Origin of the sequence: Arthrobacter horti, from assembly GCF_030731045.1 — a bacterium.
Taxonomy (GTDB): domain Bacteria; phylum Actinomycetota; class Actinomycetes; order Actinomycetales; family Micrococcaceae; genus Arthrobacter_E; species Arthrobacter_E nanjingensis.
Map to the genome: position 1 here is coordinate 1 of NZ_JAVALS010000016.1, position 15,233 is coordinate 15,233.

Here is a 15,233-nt window from a genome sequence, read left to right on the forward strand (position 1 = left end):
TTCCTCGTCACAGCCCTGCGCTCACCCATCGAAAGCTCCACACCATCAGGCGTACCCGCAGCCGGAGATTCCTACATGAGGCAACGACCACCAGCACGCGGAGGTTTCCCATGAGTCAACGCGTCGAGTTGCATCTTCCTTGCGAGCAGTAGTATGCTGATCGGTCCGATCCAGATGAATGGGTGTCTCGGGACATCGTTCCTGCATGACACGAGCGAGGAATCGCGCGATTGTGCTGGCGATCGTGGGGGACGGACTGACCGTGTCCGGAGCGGCCGGCCATTTCAGAGGCAGAACTACAGTGCATCAAGACCTTGCTGACGCGGCACCACCGAGGAGGTCCGGATCACCTGAAGCCTCGGTCCCGGCATTGTGGGACTTGGTGATCCCTGACTGCATGTGCGCAGGCAAGCTGTTCCACCAGTCCGGAACCTGGCTCTGAAGCCCCGCTCGCGCGGAACGATGTCCTGAGACATACCCCCGCCAAAAACAGAAAAGTCTCAGGACATCGAGTGAACGATGTCCTGAGACTTCACATTGGTCGGGATGACAGTGTCTGGTTTCAGGACATCGTTCCGGCATGTCTCGCGTCATGCTTCCGTGATGTCCCACGTCATCGTTCCGGGGGTGTCCCGCGTCATCGTTCCTGCATGACGCAAACAAGGAACCGTGAACCGTCCCGGGTTCTTTGCCGCTGTTATACGGGTTGCGGCACTTCGGTGAGGGCCGCGTAATGGGCCGCCTCGAATTCGTTCGGGGTGACCATTTGCGAGGCTACCGTGGAGCCGGCGGTTGTTGTACCAATCGACCCATCCGGCCGTGGCGTACTCGACGTCCGCGAGGCTCTTGTAAGGGCCTTGGTGGAAGACCGTGGTGCGGATGCACTCGGCCTTGTAGAGGCCGTTGATCGTCTCCATCAGGGCATTGTCATAGGCGTCCCCGACGGACCCGATGGACGGTTGGATGCCTTCCAGGGCCAGGTGCTCGGTCAGCTTGATCGAGGTGTACTGAGAGCCCGCGTCCGAATGGTGGACCAGTTGTCCGGGCCTGACGGGGGTTCCTGCCCGGTCCCGTTCCCAGAGCGCCATCCGTAACGGGGTGGTGACCAGGTCGGTGTGTTTGCTCGTTTGGGCGTGCCAGGCCACGATCTTCTGGGAGTACACGTCCACGATGAACGCCACATACACCCAGGCCGGCGCCCACGTGCGCACGTAGGTGAAGTCCGTGACCCAGACCTGGTTCGGCGCCTGGGCGGTGAAGTCCCGGTTCAGCAGGTCCCCGGCCCGGACTCCGTCTTTGCCCGGGATCGTGGTGCGGACCCGCTTGGTGCGGGTGACGCCTTCCAGGCCCAGCAGCCGCATGCCACGGTCCACGGCCCCGCGGGACGCGTCCGGGACCCGGGTCCGGCGCAGATAGGCGGTCATTTTCCGCCGCCCGTACAAACCCTCCGGTGCCAGGACCCGACGGACGCTGCCGTCCGGGAAGACTCTGGTGGTCCAGGCTGTTTCCCGCAACGCCTCCACGACCTGCGCGTCCGTCACGGTCCGGGCCGCGATCCGGGGTTTGCGCCAGGACCGGTAGGTGCGCGCGGCGATCTTCACACCCTGCTGACGCAGAACCCGCAAGACCGACTCGACCGAACGCCCGTCACTTCTCATCTGGTCGATGAACCCGGTGATCACCGGTTGCGGGGGTCGAGTTCCCCCGCGAAAAAAGTCGCGGCCGCCTTCAAGATCGCCACATCCTCGCGCAGGCGCTTGTTCTCCGCCTTCAGCCGCTTCAGCTCAGCATGTTCCTCGCTGGTGGTCCCGGCCCGGTCCCCGGTATCGATCTGGGCCTGCAGCACCCATCGCCGCACGGTTTCCTTCCCGACACCGAGCTGCTTGGCCACCGCCGCCGACGCGGCCGTCAACGACGCGTACTCCCCGGCGTGCTCCGTGACCAGACGCACAGCCCGCTCACGCACCACGGGATCGATCTTCTTGGGCATGATGACATCCTTCCAAACTCAAAAGAATGCGGCATCAAACCCAGGCCGGTTCATGATCCTCGGGCGCGGCACCGGAGAAATCATCGCCACATTCCACATCGACCCAGCCAAGGACTACCAACCCAAAACCCGGTCCTGAACCCCGCCCGAACGGAACGATGACCCGAGACATGTCCGGAACGATGACGCGGGACATACCCCACCGGACACAAAAAAATCCCAGGACATCGAATGAACGATGTCCTGGGACTTCACATGGTCGGGCTGACAGGATTTGAACCTGCGACCCCCTGACCCCCAGTCAGGTGCGCTACCAAGCTGCGCTACAGCCCGCCTTGCCTGACCGTTATCGCTGTTCGCGGCCGTTCAAGCAACGGGTTCTACCCTATACGAAACCGGGCCAGATGAGAAATCCTGGCCACCCCGTGAGCCTGCGTGTCGCGCCCCAGAACGCCACAGGGCCGCGGAGCCCGCGGACCGGCCGCCACGCCCCACCAAACTCCCCGCAACCCTCCCGTCACCGGCCATTCAACCCGGCTCGCTAGCCTCCCTAAGCACCCACTCCCCCGGGCCTGCACCCACGCCGCACAGCAAGGACTTCCCCATGGACCGCCGTCGCTTCTTCACCGCCGCTGCCGCCACCACGGCTGCCGCCTCCCTTCCGCTTCTCGCCGCCGAGCCGGCTTTCGCCGACTCCACCGACGCCCAGGACAAGAGACTGACCCGTCTCATGCTGGACGCCCTCGGCCGCGAGCTGGACGATCCGGCCACTGCCGCCGTCGTCGAGCCCCACATCCAGGACGTCGGCTTCAACTGGCACCCGCCCGTCGTCGCAGTGGCGGACATCGACTACATCGTCGCCTACTCCTTCGGGAACCGCGCGCCCGCCGGCGGCGGCGACCCGGCCAAGGTCCTCTACGAGCCCGGCCCCGTCAACGAGGCCCTCGCGGACACCATCGCCGCCGTCCGCAAGCAGAAGACCGTCCCCGTCTTCGCCCAGTGGGAGATCGCCCGTTTCCTGAGCTCGAAGTACAACATGACCCAGGTGATCTCCATCGAGCCGGTCATCGCCAAGGACGGCACCATTACTTACCTCAGTACTGATGGCGTCGCCGCCCAGGTGGTCGCGCAGCGCGGCACCGGCGGGACGGCCGGCGTGATCGGCTTCCGCGACCACGTGAAGCGCTGCGTCCAGACCACCCGCGACCGCGGCATGACCGCCTTCGCCCCGGCCGGCATCGACATGCCGGGCACCTACGATCCCGAGTCCGGCCAGCCCTGGACCCGCCGCCGCGACCTCTACCTACTCCACGACATGTACGCGCAGATGGCCGTGCTGCGCGCCAAGGAGATCGCGAAGGCGTACCCGAACGGGTAAGGCGCGGCGGGTTCGGCGTTGTCACTTCTATTGCGTCCACGCAATAGAAGTGTCTATACGGTGCACGGACCGTGGTCGGACGGACAGACCCCTCGACTTCAAGAAGTCTCATCAGAACATTCTCATCTTGAGAAGGTTCTGACGCGGCCTCGATTGCCAAACTAGGACACCTCATTGAGATCGCCACGGGTCAGCTTGAGTTCGTCGCCACGGCTCATCTGCTGGACAAGAAGATCTCTCGCGTGGCACTCGCCACGATGGAGTCCCGGGGTCGTCCTGTACGCCTCGCCGACAGCACACCACAAGTGACCGTCGCCAAAGCAAGTCTGTACCAGCAACTGGCAGTTCATTGGACTGCTGTACCTGGCCTCAGTCCCGAGACAGCAATTTCATTCTGGGAGATCGGTAGCAGCAACCCGTACGTCACCCACCAGACCGTGGCTCGCAACGGGTGCCTCCGACGGCCCAGAAGGGACGGAACACGGCCCACCGAGAAGACCTCAAGCCGGGGCAGATCATCGGGTGGCCCGGCGTTCAGCCCTTCAGAACCCATCATCCGCGCGGACGCTCAACGCTTGTCCACACAGGCACGGCAACGGTTCATGCCGCGCCGTAGCGGCGGGGCGGAGGTCAACTGGGGTGAATTCCGCGTGCTCGTGAAACCCATACCAACAAGGCCAAGCTCCGGCGAGGCAATGACTAGGTGGCTTTGTTTCGGCATCTGACGGACACCAAGTGTGTGCCATCTATCAATTAATTCACCTTGCGAAAATTGCCACCCACGCATTGTGCTCTGGAGCCGCATTGACGCACTATGAGTGAGTATCGATGTCAAAAATTTCGGACATCCCAAACGACAGCGACCTCCGGGCATAAGTCAGATCTATTCGATGGAGTGTTGACTTTCGTTCGCAGAGCCATACTGCGCCGACCTCATGTCCTAAAAGCGATCAAAGCTGAGCTAATTTTCTCCGCAGAAGGGGGCGCAAGCAATGTCTGAACAGCCCTCACAAGATGGGAATGGAAATGACGCGGCGGGCGCAACGGCAGACGCTACAATCCAAGCTCGGCCGCTTGAGGGATCGAAGCCGTGGGGCGCCACGGCACCGGTTCCTCTCGGTTCCGGTCCAGCAATTCAGGCAGTGGGCGAGGTCGCAGCGCCACTCCTAGCGGGTTTCTCGATAGCGCTCATCGGCGTGATCGCTCAAAATCCTGGCTCATTCCGATGGGCCGGGCTGAGTCTTCTGCTGCTAACCCTCGCTGTCGGCATGCTCCTGCTCTCCGTGCAATCAGGATTCCACGCCCGACAGATGTACTGGACCCGCGATGAACTACTGCCGTGGTTTGCCGGGTCACTTAACGAAACGAGCGAGAAGGCCTTCAGCGGCATGCATACAACCCACCTCCAGCTTTGGAAAAAGTGGGTTGACCGGACCAGACGGTCCTACAACAGCGGAATCATCCTATTGATGCTTGGAGTGGCGGCGACCCTTGCGCCTCCCACCGCGCAAGCTAGCGACCTCATCTCGGCAGCTGACCCGCTCTTTCGATGGTCGGCGGTGGTGGTTGCCGCGTTACTGGCAGTAGCAGAGTTCATCTGGTGGTGGGCAACGGGAAAAGAGGGGAAATGACATCCATGATGGGCGAGTTCGACGGCGAAACAAGGCCGATCGAAGTGGCTGGTTGGCAAATTTCATCAAAGAACATCTCAGTCCCCGAACTGCCGTTCGAGTTGCAAGTGCCCGTTGAAAATGAGCCGGCCTTCGTTGACCTTACGGCCGCATTTGGTTCCTCGGAGCCTGTAGTCCTGCGGCTGATCGCGACGACTACAGTTCGCTTCCGTGAAGACATCATCCAGGTTGAGGGGCCGCAATGGCAGGAACCTCTCCTTCTGGTTGGAGCAGTCGAACTTGGCACCCGAATAACCGTGGGGGCCGAAGACATTGCAGTGAAGCTCTGGCCAGCCTGCGTGCATGGCTTTGCACCGCCTTCAATCTGCGCGACCTGCTCTTCTCCTTCGACGACAGGTCCCGAAGAAGCCCTGAGATAGGAGGACTTCGCCGCGTCCAACAACACCAGCATCACACCACTCCACCAATGGTCCAGATAGATGATTCCTGTGCACTTTGTGGACTCGCAGCGAAAAAGGTCTGTGATGTCCGAATGGATTCTCATCCGCCATTGCCGAGATCTACACCAGCCGAACGAAGGTCGCTGAGATCTAGGGCCGTGCAACATTTCGTCAGATGGGTACTGACCATCGCTCCACAGCGAGTGGCCTTTGGCGGGTGGAAGGGTCACTAATCGAGCGACGATTCCCTGCAGGCAATACGTTGCGTCAGCTCTCAGCCTAAGCGCCTCCGCCTCCGCTAAGGCGTCGCCCTCTTGTGGCGCGCCGCAGACGGTGACGCCCCGCCGTCGTACTCCTCACAGCCCAGCCAGCACCGCCGCCGCGGCTTCCCGGTACCGTTCCTGCCCGCCCTCCCCGATGAAGACGCTCTGCACCATGTAGCCCTGTACCAGGCCGACCATCGCCGGTGCCGCCCGGGCCGCCTCGGCCGCGGCCTCCTGCTCCCCCAGGCCCCGCGACTGCCGGAACCACGCCGCCAGGTACTCCGCGAAGTGCCCCGTGACCTCGCCGATCAGCGTCTCCGCCGTCTCCGCGAGCTCCACCGAATGCACCGCCTCGCCCCACACCTGCACCGCGGTCCCCGGGAAGAAGCCGTCCTGCGGCATGGCGTTCATGAACGCCGGGATCACCACGCTGGGCGCAGGCACCTCGGGCATCGCCAGGAACCCGTCCAGCACCGCGATCTTCTCCCCTAGGATCCGCCGCCCGACGTCCACCGTCAGCTGCTCCTTGCTGCGGTAGTAGAGATACACGGCCCCCGCGGACAGCCCGGCCTCGGCGATAATGTCCGCCATCGACGTCGCGGCGAACCCCTTGCGTCCCACGCACGCGACCGCCGCGTCCAGGATCCGCTGCCGCTGCCGTTCCCGGTGTTCCTCACTGACCTTGGGCATCTCCGTGCCGCCTCCCGTTAAAAACGAATGATCGTTCTTGACAGTCTAGCGCCTCGGTTCATAATAGAGAACGAATATTCTTTTTGTTGAAGGAGTCGCCATGAGCACCACCTCCACCGAGGCGCAGCACCACCCCCGGCACGCCGACGACGCCCGGCCCGCGGACGCCTCCCCCGGCCGCACCACCCACGCCCCGCACACCCCCTGGGCGCACGCGTTGCGCACCGCGGTGCTCGCCGCCGTCGCGGTCTGCCTGATCCTCCTCGCCTTCGCCTGGCCCAGCGTCACCGCCAAACCACAGCACCTACCGGTCGCTGTGGTCGGCACCACCGAGCAGATCCAGCAGCTCACCGCCAAAGCGCCCGACGGCATGCTGGACATCCACACCGTCGGTTCTCGGGACGACGCCATCAGCCAGATCAGGAACCGCAGCGTCTACGGCGCCGTGATCCTGCCTGCCGCCGGCGCCCCGGAGATCCTCGTCGCCAGCGCTGCCAGCCCGGTCGCCAGCACCGCGCTTACCCAGCTGGGCGCCGGGATCCAGAAGCAGATCGACCAGCAGGCCATCGCCGGCCTCACCGACGCGGTGAAGAAGATGCAGGCCGCCCTGGCCGCCCACCAGCCGCCGGTCACCGACATTCAGCCGACGACGACGGCGCCCACCGCGCCCGCCGCCGTCCCCACCGTGGTGGTGACCGACGTCGTCCCCCTCTCCTCCGATGATCCGCGCGGCACCGGGCTGGCGGTCGCGGGCCTTCCGCTGGCGATGGGCGGCATGGTGGGTGGCGTGCTCATCAGCCTGCTGGTGTCCGGCGCGTGGCGACGGCTCGCGGCGGTCCTTGGATACGGCGTGCTGGGCGGGCTGGGGCTGGCCGGCATTCTGCAGGGCTGGTTCCACGTGCTGCAGGGCGACTACTGGGCGAACTCGCTTGCCGTGGGTCTCGGCCTGGCCGCGACGGCGGCGATCATCGCCGGGCTGTCCTCGCTGATCGGTCAGGCGGGGGTGGCTGTGGGCGCTGTGATCACGATGTTCATCGGCAATCCGCTGTCCGCGCTGACCCAGCCGAAGGAGTTCCTGCCGGCGCCGTGGGGCGACGTGGGCCAGTGGTTCGTGCCGGGTGCGTCGGGGACGCTGCTGCGCGATCTGTCCTACTTCCCGGATGCGAGCACGGCGTTCCCGTGGCTGGTGCTGGGTGGGTGGGCGGTGCTGGGCGTCGTACTGATCGCGACCGGGCACTTCCGGAATCAGGGGGCTGTTGCGGAGGTGTGATTCCTGTTAGGTGGTTCTCCCGGGGCCGTCCTCCGGCACCCTGTGCCGGCGGCCGGCCTTCGCAGTCTTGTGGATAACTTTCGTCACTCGATTGTGATGCCGTGTAGGGTGATAGGCACATCACTCACCACATGATCGGGGATCATCATGAAGCGTGCTCTGTCGGCGTGCGCGTCCATCGCACTGCTCACGCTGGGTCTTGTGGCCTGCGGTTCTGAGGCGGGAAAGCCCGGCCCTTCGGCGAGCTCGACGACGTCCGTCAGCGCTTCGGCTTCCCCCACGCCTACTGCATCCGCCGCCTACAAGCCGGCCACCGCGACGAGCAAGGCCGAGAACGTTCCGGTTCCGGTCATGCCGGCCGCTGCGAAGGCGAAGACGCCCGAGGGTGCGAAGGCGTTCGTGGGGTACTGGGTGGCGATGCTGTCTTATGCGTATGAGACCGGGGACACGAAGACGGTATCCGCAATGTCGGCCCCCGATTGCCAGCTGTGTCAGACAATGATCTCCGCAGTTCAGGAGCAATGGCACGCGGGCGGGTGGATCGAAGGCGGCAAGCTCCGCACACCAGCTGGCGACATCAAGGTCACGCCCAATTCGGAACGAGTGACCCTGATTGCCCAAGTAATCCAAGAGCCCTTTGCGGTTCATGATGCCAAGAACTCGGTAACCGAGGAGCAGAAGGAAAGGGCCAACCTGGCATTGGCATTCGTCGTCGACCGCGTCGGCGACTCGTGGAAGATCCACGACACCAAACGCTGGGTCGGATGATGTTGAAGATCCTGGCAGCAACCGTTGCCGTCCTCATCGTGCCGTTCACCCCGGCTCCAGTGCCGGCGCCGACTGCCACGGGTTCTTCTGGAAGTAGCGTTTCTCTGGACAAGCAGTCGGCAGACGCTACGACCACTAACGAACTCGACCAGAAGACGGGTGAGCTCAATTCAGTCCATACTTCTCCCGAAGCGCCGAAGTACCAGTGGCTCCTAGGCTTGCCCTGCCAGATCGACAAAGAAGGCACCCGAGACAGCAAGTGCCTGGCCGCCGAGCGGAACAACCAGAAATGCCCTCCAGGCAACGGCCACAAGGACGCCGGCTTCCTTGCCCAGTACAAGTACGCACCGATCGGTCTGAACAATCCCGAATGGTCCCAATGGGCCAACGACGGCGCCCCCACCTGCGTCTACAACCCCGCCGAAGCCCAGGCCCTGCTGAACATCCCCGGCCTCATCGCCAAAGAGCTCCAGTCACGGAAGCTCGCCGCAGCCACCTTCGTCATCCAGCCGAATCCGCACACCCTCATCGGCTACCAGACCAACTTCACCGCCCACGCCGACACCCAGAAGATCACCATGACCCTCCTCGGTCAGCGCATCGACATGACCATCTACCCCGTCTCCTACACCTACGACTACGGAGACGGCACCACCCTCGGCCCCACCAGCCTCGAAGGCTCCTCACTGCCCAAAGACCAATGGGGCAGCGAGACTCGCACCTCACACTCCTACGCCAAGACCGGCGACTACACCGCCACCGTCACCACCCGCTACCACGGCACCTTCAGCATCAACGGCGGACCCGCCATGCCCATCCCCGGCGAAGCCAACGTCCCCAGCCCCGGCATCCGCCTCTCCGTCTGGCGCTCCAAAGTCGACTGGTACGCCGACGACTGCAACCAGAACCCCACCGGCCCCGGCTGCTGAACCAGCTCCGCCCCACGAAGCCCGAGCTGCTCAGAACTCCTGCGGCCGGATTCACTTTTCGCGGCCGAATCCGCCCGCGAAAAGCGAGTCGGGGCGCACCCCGCGGCTAGGCAGGGACCACGCCGCCGCCATCCGGGCGCCCTTGTTGACACCGGGCTCCCCAATCGCGGAGCCCAACGTCAATAAGGGCGCCCGGGCGCCGGCCCGGCCCACAAAACGAACCCCCAGCTCCCCCAGAAAACGCCGAACGGCGGGCCTCCCACCCAGGGAGACCCGCCGTCGTCGCACATCAGAAGAGGTTACTTGCCCCGCCCGCGGCGCTCACGCACGCGCATCGACACCTCGATCGGCGTGCCACGGAAGTCGAACGTCTCGCGCAGACGGCGCGTGATGAAGCGGCGGTACCCCGGGTCCAGGAACCCCGTGGTGAACAGCACGAACTTCGGCGGACGGCTGCTCGCCTGCGTGGCGAAAAGGATGCGCGGCTGCTTGCCACCACGCACCGGGTGCGGGTGCGCGGCCACGAGCTCGCCCAGGAACGCGTTCAGCTTGCCCGTCGGAATACGGCGGTCCCAGTTCTCCAGCGCCAGGTCCAGGGCGGGCACCAGCTTGTCCTTGTGCCAGCCGGTCTTCGCGGAGATGTTCACGCGCGGCGCCCACTCCACGTGCGCCAGATCCTGCTCGATCTCGCGCTCCAGGTAGCGGCGGCGGTCCTCGTCCAGCAGATCCCACTTGTTGAACGCCAGCACCATCGCCCGGCCGGACTCGATGGCCAGCTGAATGATACGCACGTCCTGCTCGGACAGCGTCTCATCCACGGCCAGCAGGATCACGGCCACCTCGGACCGCTCCAGCGCGGCCTGCGTGCGCAGCGACGCGTAGTACTCGGAGCCGTGCGCCATGTGCTGACGGCGGCGGATACCGGCAGTGTCGATGAACTTCCAGGTCTCCCCGCCGAGCTCGATGAACTCATCCACCGGGTCACGCGTGGTCCCGGCCAGTTCGTTCACCACCACGCGCTCCGCGCCGGCCAGCTTGTTCAGCAAGGACGACTTGCCCACGTTCGGGCGCCCGATCAGCGCGATGCGCCGCGGACCGCCGGAACGCTCCGTCGCATCCACCGCGGAGAACTCCGGCAGCACCTTCATGGCGTGATCCAGCAAGTCCGCCACACCACGGCCGTGCACGGCGGACACCGGCCACGGCTCGCCGAAGCCCAGGCCCCACAGCGCAGCCGCCTCGGCCTCCTGGACGAAGTCGTCCACCTTGTTGGCCACCAGGATGACCGGCTTCTTGGCCTTGCGGAGCATCTTCATGACCAGCTCGTCCGTGGACGTCGCACCCACCGTGGTGTCCACCACGAACAGCACCGCGTCGGAGAACTCCACGGCCACCTCGGCCTGCGCGGCCACGGAGGCGTGGATGCCCTTGGCGTCGTGCTCCCAGCCACCGGTGTCCACCAGGGTGAAGCGCTTGCCGTTCCACTCCGCCGGGTACATGACGCGGTCACGGGTCACACCCGGAACGTCCTCCACCACGGCCTCACGACGGCCCAGGATGCGGTTGACCAGCGTGGACTTGCCCACGTTCGGCCGGCCGATGATCGCCAGCACCGGAGCGGGCTTCCGCTCCACCTGCTCGAACTCCTCGCCGTAGAACTCGCCCAGCAGCGCGGCGTCGTCCTCATCCAGCTCATAGTCGTCCAGCCCGGCACGCAGGCTCGCCGCGCGGGCCTCAAGCTCGGCCTCGTCCATGGCGGCGAACGTCTCGTCCACGGTGTCCGGACCGGAGGGGATGTACTCCTCGTCCTGTCCGTTCAGCTTCTCGCTCATGTTCTCCCTTACCAATTCACCGGCCGGTCACGGCCGCGTCCACGCTGCCTTCCGGCAGCTCAAGTCCACTTCTCTGCACGACGCCGGCGACTTCCACCACCAGCGCCTGCCTGATCTCCTCGGCCGTCCTGTCCATTGAAGCACGGCCGCTTTCACCCGCCCGGCGCGCCGCCCGCAGCGGCTCCCCGAAGCTCACCGCGAACTGCCGTCCCGGCTTCGGCACGTGGTCCACGTGCTCACCCGCGCGTCGCGTCCCCGTGATGCCCACCGGAACCACGACGGCGTCCGTGTGCAGTGCCAGCCACGCCACCCCGTTGTTGAGGCTCACCGCCGTCCCGCTCCCCCGGGTGCCTTCCGGCAGGATCCCGACGTTGCGGCCCGCATCCAGCAGCGCCTTCGCGGTGTTGAGCGCTTCACGGCCGTGTGTCCGGTCCACCGGAATCTGCCCCGAGCCCCGCAGCACGCCGCCCAGGAAGCCGGAGAACATCTCCTGCTTCACCAGGATGTGCATCGGCACCGGACTGGCCCCGAACATCACGGGCCCGTCCAGATAGCTCAGGTGGTTCCCGGCGAACAGCACCGGCACGTTCCGCGGGACGTTGTCCGCCCCGAACACCCGGGTCCGGTACGCCACGTTGTCCAGGATCCAGCCCACCGGCCGCGCCCACCACATGGTGGCGGGGTGCGGGATGCGCACGCTGTCAGTCACGGGTTTCCACGACCCGGTGCTCCAGCACCCGGTGCACGATGTCCAGCACCGCGTCCACCGTCTGCCGGAAGTCCAGATCGCTCGAATCCAGGGTCACCACGCCGTCGGCCGCCCGGGTGAAGTTCACCACGGTCGAATCCTTCTTATCGCGCTCCAGGACCTGCTGGGCCAGCTGTTCCTTGCTCTGCGTCCCGCCCAGCTGCACGCCGCGGCGGCGCAGGCGCGCCTCTTCGCTGGCCGTGAGCAGGAGCCGAACCTCGGCCCGGGGAGCCACCACCGTGGTGATGTCCCGGCCCTCCACCACCATGCGGTTGCGGTGCTTTTCGATCTGCTCGCGCTGACGGCGGATCAGCTCGGTCCGGGCACCCAGCGTGGTCGCCACGGCGGACACGTTCTCCGAGATGCGCGGCTCACGGATCGCCTCCGTGACGTCCACGCCCCCGACCTTCACGAACTCCGCGTCCGGGCTGGTGCTCTGCTCCAGCGGCAGCTCCTCCGCGGCGTTCTCCACCGCGGCGGCGTCCTTCAGGTCGATGCCACGGTCCAGGCAGTACCAGGTCAGCGCCCGGTACATGGCGCCCGTGTCCAGGTAGGCCAGGCGCAGCGCACGCGCCGCCGCCTTGCTCACGCTCGACTTGCCGGAGCCGCTGGGGCCGTCCACGGCCACCACCAGGGGATGCCCGGCGCGCAGCACCGGTTCCTGGCCCGACGTCGTCATGGTCCCGTCACTCACTGCAACACCCTCCAGCCGCGTTCGCTCAGTTCTTCCACCAGGGCATCGTGCTTGCTCGGCAGCACCGAGAGCTCCACCATGCCCACGTTCTGCCCGGACGAGTGGTCCAGGCGCAGGTCCTCCACGTTCACGCCGATCTCGCCGATCTCCGTGAGCAGGCGCGCGATCTGCCCGGGCGTGTCGTCCACCAGGACGGTCAGCCACGCGTAGCTGCGCGCCGGCCCGCCGTGCTTGCCCGGGATGCGGGCCTGCCCGGCGTTGCCCTCGCTCATCAGCTGCGCCAGATCCAGCCGCGCACCCGGCGCCTTGGGGGCTTCCAGGGTGCTGATCAGCCGGTTCAGGTCCTCCCGCACACCGTGCAGGATCTCCACCACCGGCCCCGCGTTGGCGCCGAGGATCTGGATCCAGAGGTCCGGGTCACTCGCCGCGATGCGGGTGGTGTCCCGCAGGCCGTTGCCCGCCAGGGAGAGCGCATGCTCCGGAACCTCCTGCAGGCGGGTGGCCAGCAGCGACGACATGACCTGCGGCAGGTGCGACACCAGTGCCACGGCCTCGTCATGCTCGGCGGGTGCGAACTCGTACACCGTCGACGCCAGGTCCACGGCCAGGGTCCGCGCGGTCTCCACCGCATCCGGTGACGCCGCCGGCCCCGGGCACAGCACCCACGGCATCGAGGTGAACAGCTCACCGCGCGCCGCCACCGGCCCGGACTTCTCCCGGCCGGCCATGGGGTGCGTGCCGACGTACCGCTCCAGCTCCTCCGGCGTGGCCCCCGCGGTCACGGCGGCCAGGATCCCGGCCTTCACGCTCGCGATGTCCACCACCACGGCGTGCGGGTAGCGGCGCAGCGCGTCCAGCACGACGGCGGCCGTCACGTCGGGAGGCGAGGCGACGACGGCGAGGCGCACCGCGCCGTCGTCGTGCCCCCGCACCTGCAGTTCAGCCAGCGGCAGGCCGGCGCCGATGTCCACGGCGACCGCCTGGTTGGTGGGCGACGGGTCGGAGAGGAAGACCTCCACGTCCCGGCCGCGCAGGCCCAGGCCGATGCTGGCACCGAGCAGGCCGGTGCCGACGATCACCACGGGACCGGTCAGCTGACCGGGCCCGTGCATGCCGAATGCGGACACTGTTACAGACCCACCGCGGCCATCAGGTGGCCGAGTTCCTGCTTGCCCAGGCGGCGGATGCTGCCCTGCTTCTGGTCGCCCAGGCCGATGGGGCCGACCTTCAGGCGCACCAGGCGCAGCACAGGGAAGCCGACGGCGTCGAACAGGCGGCGCACGATGCGGTTCTTGCCGGAGTGCAGCACGACCTCGATCAGGACCTTGCCGGGGGTGGAGTCCACCAGGCGGAAGGAGTCGACCTTGGTGACGCCGTCCTCCAGCTCGATGCCTTCCAGCATCTTCTTGGAGATACCGTGCGGGAACGGGCCGCGCACCTGCACCAGGTACGTCTTGGGGACCTCGTAGGACGGGTGGGTCAGGCGGTTGGCCAGTTCGCCGTCGTTGGTCAGGAGCAGCAGGCCCTCCGTCTCGGCGTCCAGACGGCCGACGTGGAAGAGGCGGTTGCCGCCCGTGAGGCTCGGCTTGATGTAGTCGCTGATGCAGCGGCGGCCTTCCGGGTCCGTCATGGTGGAGACGACGCCCTTGGGCTTGTTGAACGCGTAGTAGACGAGCGAGTCGTTGAGCTGCAGGCGGATGCCGTCCACGTGGATGGCGACCGTCTCCGGGTCAACGCGCAGGCCGAGCTCGGTGACGATCTGGCCGTCCACCTCGACGCGCCCGTCCTCGATCATCTCTTCGCAGACGCGACGGCTCGCGACGCCGGCCTGGGCCATGAGCTTCTGCAGGCGGACACCCTCGGTGGAGTGGAGCTCGTGGTCCGGGGCGTTGCGGCGGGGTGCACGGCGCGGAGTGTTGGTGCGCTTGACCGGGCCCTTGTACTCACCGAAGCGCTCGTTGCCGAACGGGGCGCTGGGGCCGGAGGTGGGGCGGGCGGTTCCGGGGCGGCCGGCGCCGGCCTTGCTCAGGCCCGCCTTGCGGGTGCCGCCGACGGTGCCGGCGCCGCCGCGGCCGGTCCCGGCCTTCGGCTTGCCCGCCTTGGTGAAGCCCGGCTTGCTGGAGTTGGGGCGGTTCGGCTTGTCCTTGGAGAACGGCTTGCCCTCGCCGGATCCTGCGCCGAAGCGGTCATTCCGGTCGCTGCGGCCTGCGCCCTGTCCGCGGCCGTAGCCTTCGGAACGGTTGTAGCCCTCAGAACGCTCCGTGCGGCCGAAGCGGTCGCTGCGCTCGTAGCCGCGGTCGTTGCTGTTGCGGTCGTTGCCGTAGCCGCGGCCTGCGCCTGCGCGGCCCTGGCCCGAGCCTCCGCGGGAGGCACCGCCCTGGCCGAATCCGCCGCCGCGGCGTCCGCCGCCGTCGTTGCGTCCGCCTTGCTGGGCGTCGCGGCCGTACTTGCTGAAGCCCGAAGAGGCCTGGCGGCGGCTGCCGCCCTGATTACGGGCGTCGCCGCCCCGGTGTGAACCCTGTCGTCCCGACTGTGTCATGACCTGTGCCTTATGTTCTGCTGAAATGTTCCAGCGTTGTGGTGTTCCTGTGCGCCGCCCC

12 protein-coding genes, 1 tRNA gene and 1 pseudogene are annotated in these 15,233 nt (G+C 66.4%); 6 read left to right on the forward strand and 8 right to left on the reverse strand.

The features are described from left to right. Positions 1-697: 697 nt before the first annotated feature. Positions 698-1,990 (reverse strand): annotated as a pseudogene (locus Q9R02_RS15025) (IS3 family transposase). A 256-nt stretch (positions 1,991-2,246) separates the two neighbouring features. Further along, positions 2,247-2,323, reverse strand: a tRNA-Pro gene (locus Q9R02_RS15030). A gap of 271 nt (positions 2,324-2,594) precedes the next feature. Between Q9R02_RS15030 and Q9R02_RS15035 the strand changes: the two genes are divergently transcribed. The 3 genes from Q9R02_RS15035 to Q9R02_RS15045 all read left to right on the forward strand — a co-directional run bounded on the left by Q9R02_RS15035 (position 2,595) and on the right by Q9R02_RS15045 (position 5,418). After that, positions 2,595-3,368 (forward strand): hypothetical protein, encoded by a 774-nt coding sequence (locus tag Q9R02_RS15035; RefSeq protein ID WP_305997522.1) that lies wholly within the window; start codon positions 2,595-2,597, stop codon positions 3,366-3,368. A gap of 1,142 nt (positions 3,369-4,510) precedes the next feature. Beyond that, positions 4,511-4,999 carry a hypothetical protein gene (locus tag Q9R02_RS15040; protein WP_305997523.1) on the forward strand — a complete coding sequence of 163 codons (489 nt, stop codon included), beginning with the start codon at positions 4,511-4,513 and terminating at the stop codon, positions 4,997-4,999. After that, positions 4,996-5,418 carry a hypothetical protein gene (locus tag Q9R02_RS15045; RefSeq protein ID WP_305997524.1) on the forward strand — a complete coding sequence of 141 codons (423 nt, stop codon included), beginning with the start codon at positions 4,996-4,998 and terminating at the stop codon, positions 5,416-5,418. Before Q9R02_RS15040 ends, Q9R02_RS15045 begins: the two co-directional genes overlap by 4 nt. Positions 5,419-5,795: 377 nt before the next feature. Here Q9R02_RS15045 and Q9R02_RS15050 read toward each other — a convergent pair whose 3' ends face one another. Continuing rightward, complete coding sequence (locus Q9R02_RS15050) at positions 5,796-6,392, reverse strand: TetR/AcrR family transcriptional regulator (RefSeq protein ID WP_305997525.1); 597 nt, start codon at positions 6,390-6,392, stop codon at positions 5,796-5,798. 100 nt (positions 6,393-6,492) lie between these two features. Here Q9R02_RS15050 and Q9R02_RS15055 point away from each other — a divergent pair, with 100 nt between their 5' ends. The 3 genes from Q9R02_RS15055 to Q9R02_RS15065 all read left to right on the forward strand — a co-directional run bounded on the left by Q9R02_RS15055 (position 6,493) and on the right by Q9R02_RS15065 (position 9,359). Continuing rightward, positions 6,493-7,662: a YhgE/Pip domain-containing protein gene (locus Q9R02_RS15055; protein ID WP_305997526.1), complete on the forward strand. Its 1,170-nt coding sequence runs from the start codon at positions 6,493-6,495 to the stop codon at positions 7,660-7,662. Between the two features lie 147 nt (positions 7,663-7,809). Then, positions 7,810-8,430 carry a DUF6318 family protein gene (locus tag Q9R02_RS15060; RefSeq protein WP_305997527.1) on the forward strand — a complete coding sequence of 207 codons (621 nt, stop codon included), beginning with the start codon at positions 7,810-7,812 and terminating at the stop codon, positions 8,428-8,430. A 218-nt stretch (positions 8,431-8,648) separates the two neighbouring features. Further along, a complete protein-coding gene (locus Q9R02_RS15065) occupies positions 8,649-9,359 on the forward strand; it encodes a PKD domain-containing protein (protein ID WP_305997528.1) in 711 nt (236 codons plus the stop codon). Between the two features lie 299 nt (positions 9,360-9,658). On the opposite strand, the gene der is transcribed toward Q9R02_RS15065, so the two are convergent. The 5 genes from der to Q9R02_RS15090 are packed head-to-tail and all read right to left on the reverse strand — an operon-like array spanning position 9,659 to position 15,172. Beyond that, positions 9,659-11,191, reverse strand: coding sequence for a ribosome biogenesis GTPase Der (gene der, locus Q9R02_RS15070; RefSeq protein WP_305997529.1), 1,533 nt, complete (start codon positions 11,189-11,191; stop codon positions 9,659-9,661). Between the two features lie 16 nt (positions 11,192-11,207). Beyond that, on the reverse strand, positions 11,208-11,864 hold the full coding sequence (locus tag Q9R02_RS15075; RefSeq protein WP_305997561.1) for a lysophospholipid acyltransferase family protein: 657 nt from the start codon (positions 11,862-11,864) through the stop codon (positions 11,208-11,210). Between the two features lie 28 nt (positions 11,865-11,892). After that, a complete protein-coding gene (cmk, locus tag Q9R02_RS15080; protein WP_305997562.1) occupies positions 11,893-12,618 on the reverse strand; it encodes a (d)CMP kinase in 726 nt (241 codons plus the stop codon). 11 nt (positions 12,619-12,629) lie between these two features. Further along, on the reverse strand, positions 12,630-13,760 hold the full coding sequence (locus tag Q9R02_RS15085) for a prephenate dehydrogenase (RefSeq protein WP_305997530.1): 1,131 nt from the start codon (positions 13,758-13,760) through the stop codon (positions 12,630-12,632). A 2-nt stretch (positions 13,761-13,762) separates the two neighbouring features. Next, a complete protein-coding gene (locus Q9R02_RS15090; protein ID WP_305997531.1) occupies positions 13,763-15,172 on the reverse strand; it encodes a pseudouridine synthase in 1,410 nt (469 codons plus the stop codon). Between the last annotated feature and the right edge of the window lie 61 nt (positions 15,173-15,233).

Excerpts from the sequence above, each read along its gene's own strand:
- Q9R02_RS15035 (WP_305997522.1), top strand. The coding sequence starts at position 2,595 with ATGGACCGCCGTCGCTTCTTCACCGCCGCTGCCGCCACCACGGCTGCC.
- Q9R02_RS15045 (WP_305997524.1), top strand. The coding sequence starts at position 4,996 with ATGACATCCATGATGGGCGAGTTCGACGGCGAAACAAGGCCGATCGAA.
- Q9R02_RS15050 (WP_305997525.1), bottom strand. The coding sequence starts at position 6,392 with ATGCCCAAGGTCAGTGAGGAACACCGGGAACGGCAGCGGCAGCGGATC.
- Q9R02_RS15055 (WP_305997526.1), top strand. The coding sequence starts at position 6,493 with ATGAGCACCACCTCCACCGAGGCGCAGCACCACCCCCGGCACGCCGAC.
- Q9R02_RS15060 (WP_305997527.1), top strand. The coding sequence starts at position 7,810 with ATGAAGCGTGCTCTGTCGGCGTGCGCGTCCATCGCACTGCTCACGCTG.
- der (WP_305997529.1), bottom strand. The coding sequence starts at position 11,191 with ATGAGCGAGAAGCTGAACGGACAGGACGAGGAGTACATCCCCTCCGGT.
- Q9R02_RS15075 (WP_305997561.1), bottom strand. The coding sequence starts at position 11,864 with ATGTGGTGGGCGCGGCCGGTGGGCTGGATCCTGGACAACGTGGCGTAC.
- cmk (WP_305997562.1), bottom strand. The coding sequence starts at position 12,618 with ATGACGACGTCGGGCCAGGAACCGGTGCTGCGCGCCGGGCATCCCCTG.
- Q9R02_RS15090 (WP_305997531.1), bottom strand. The coding sequence starts at position 15,172 with ATGACACAGTCGGGACGACAGGGTTCACACCGGGGCGGCGACGCCCGT.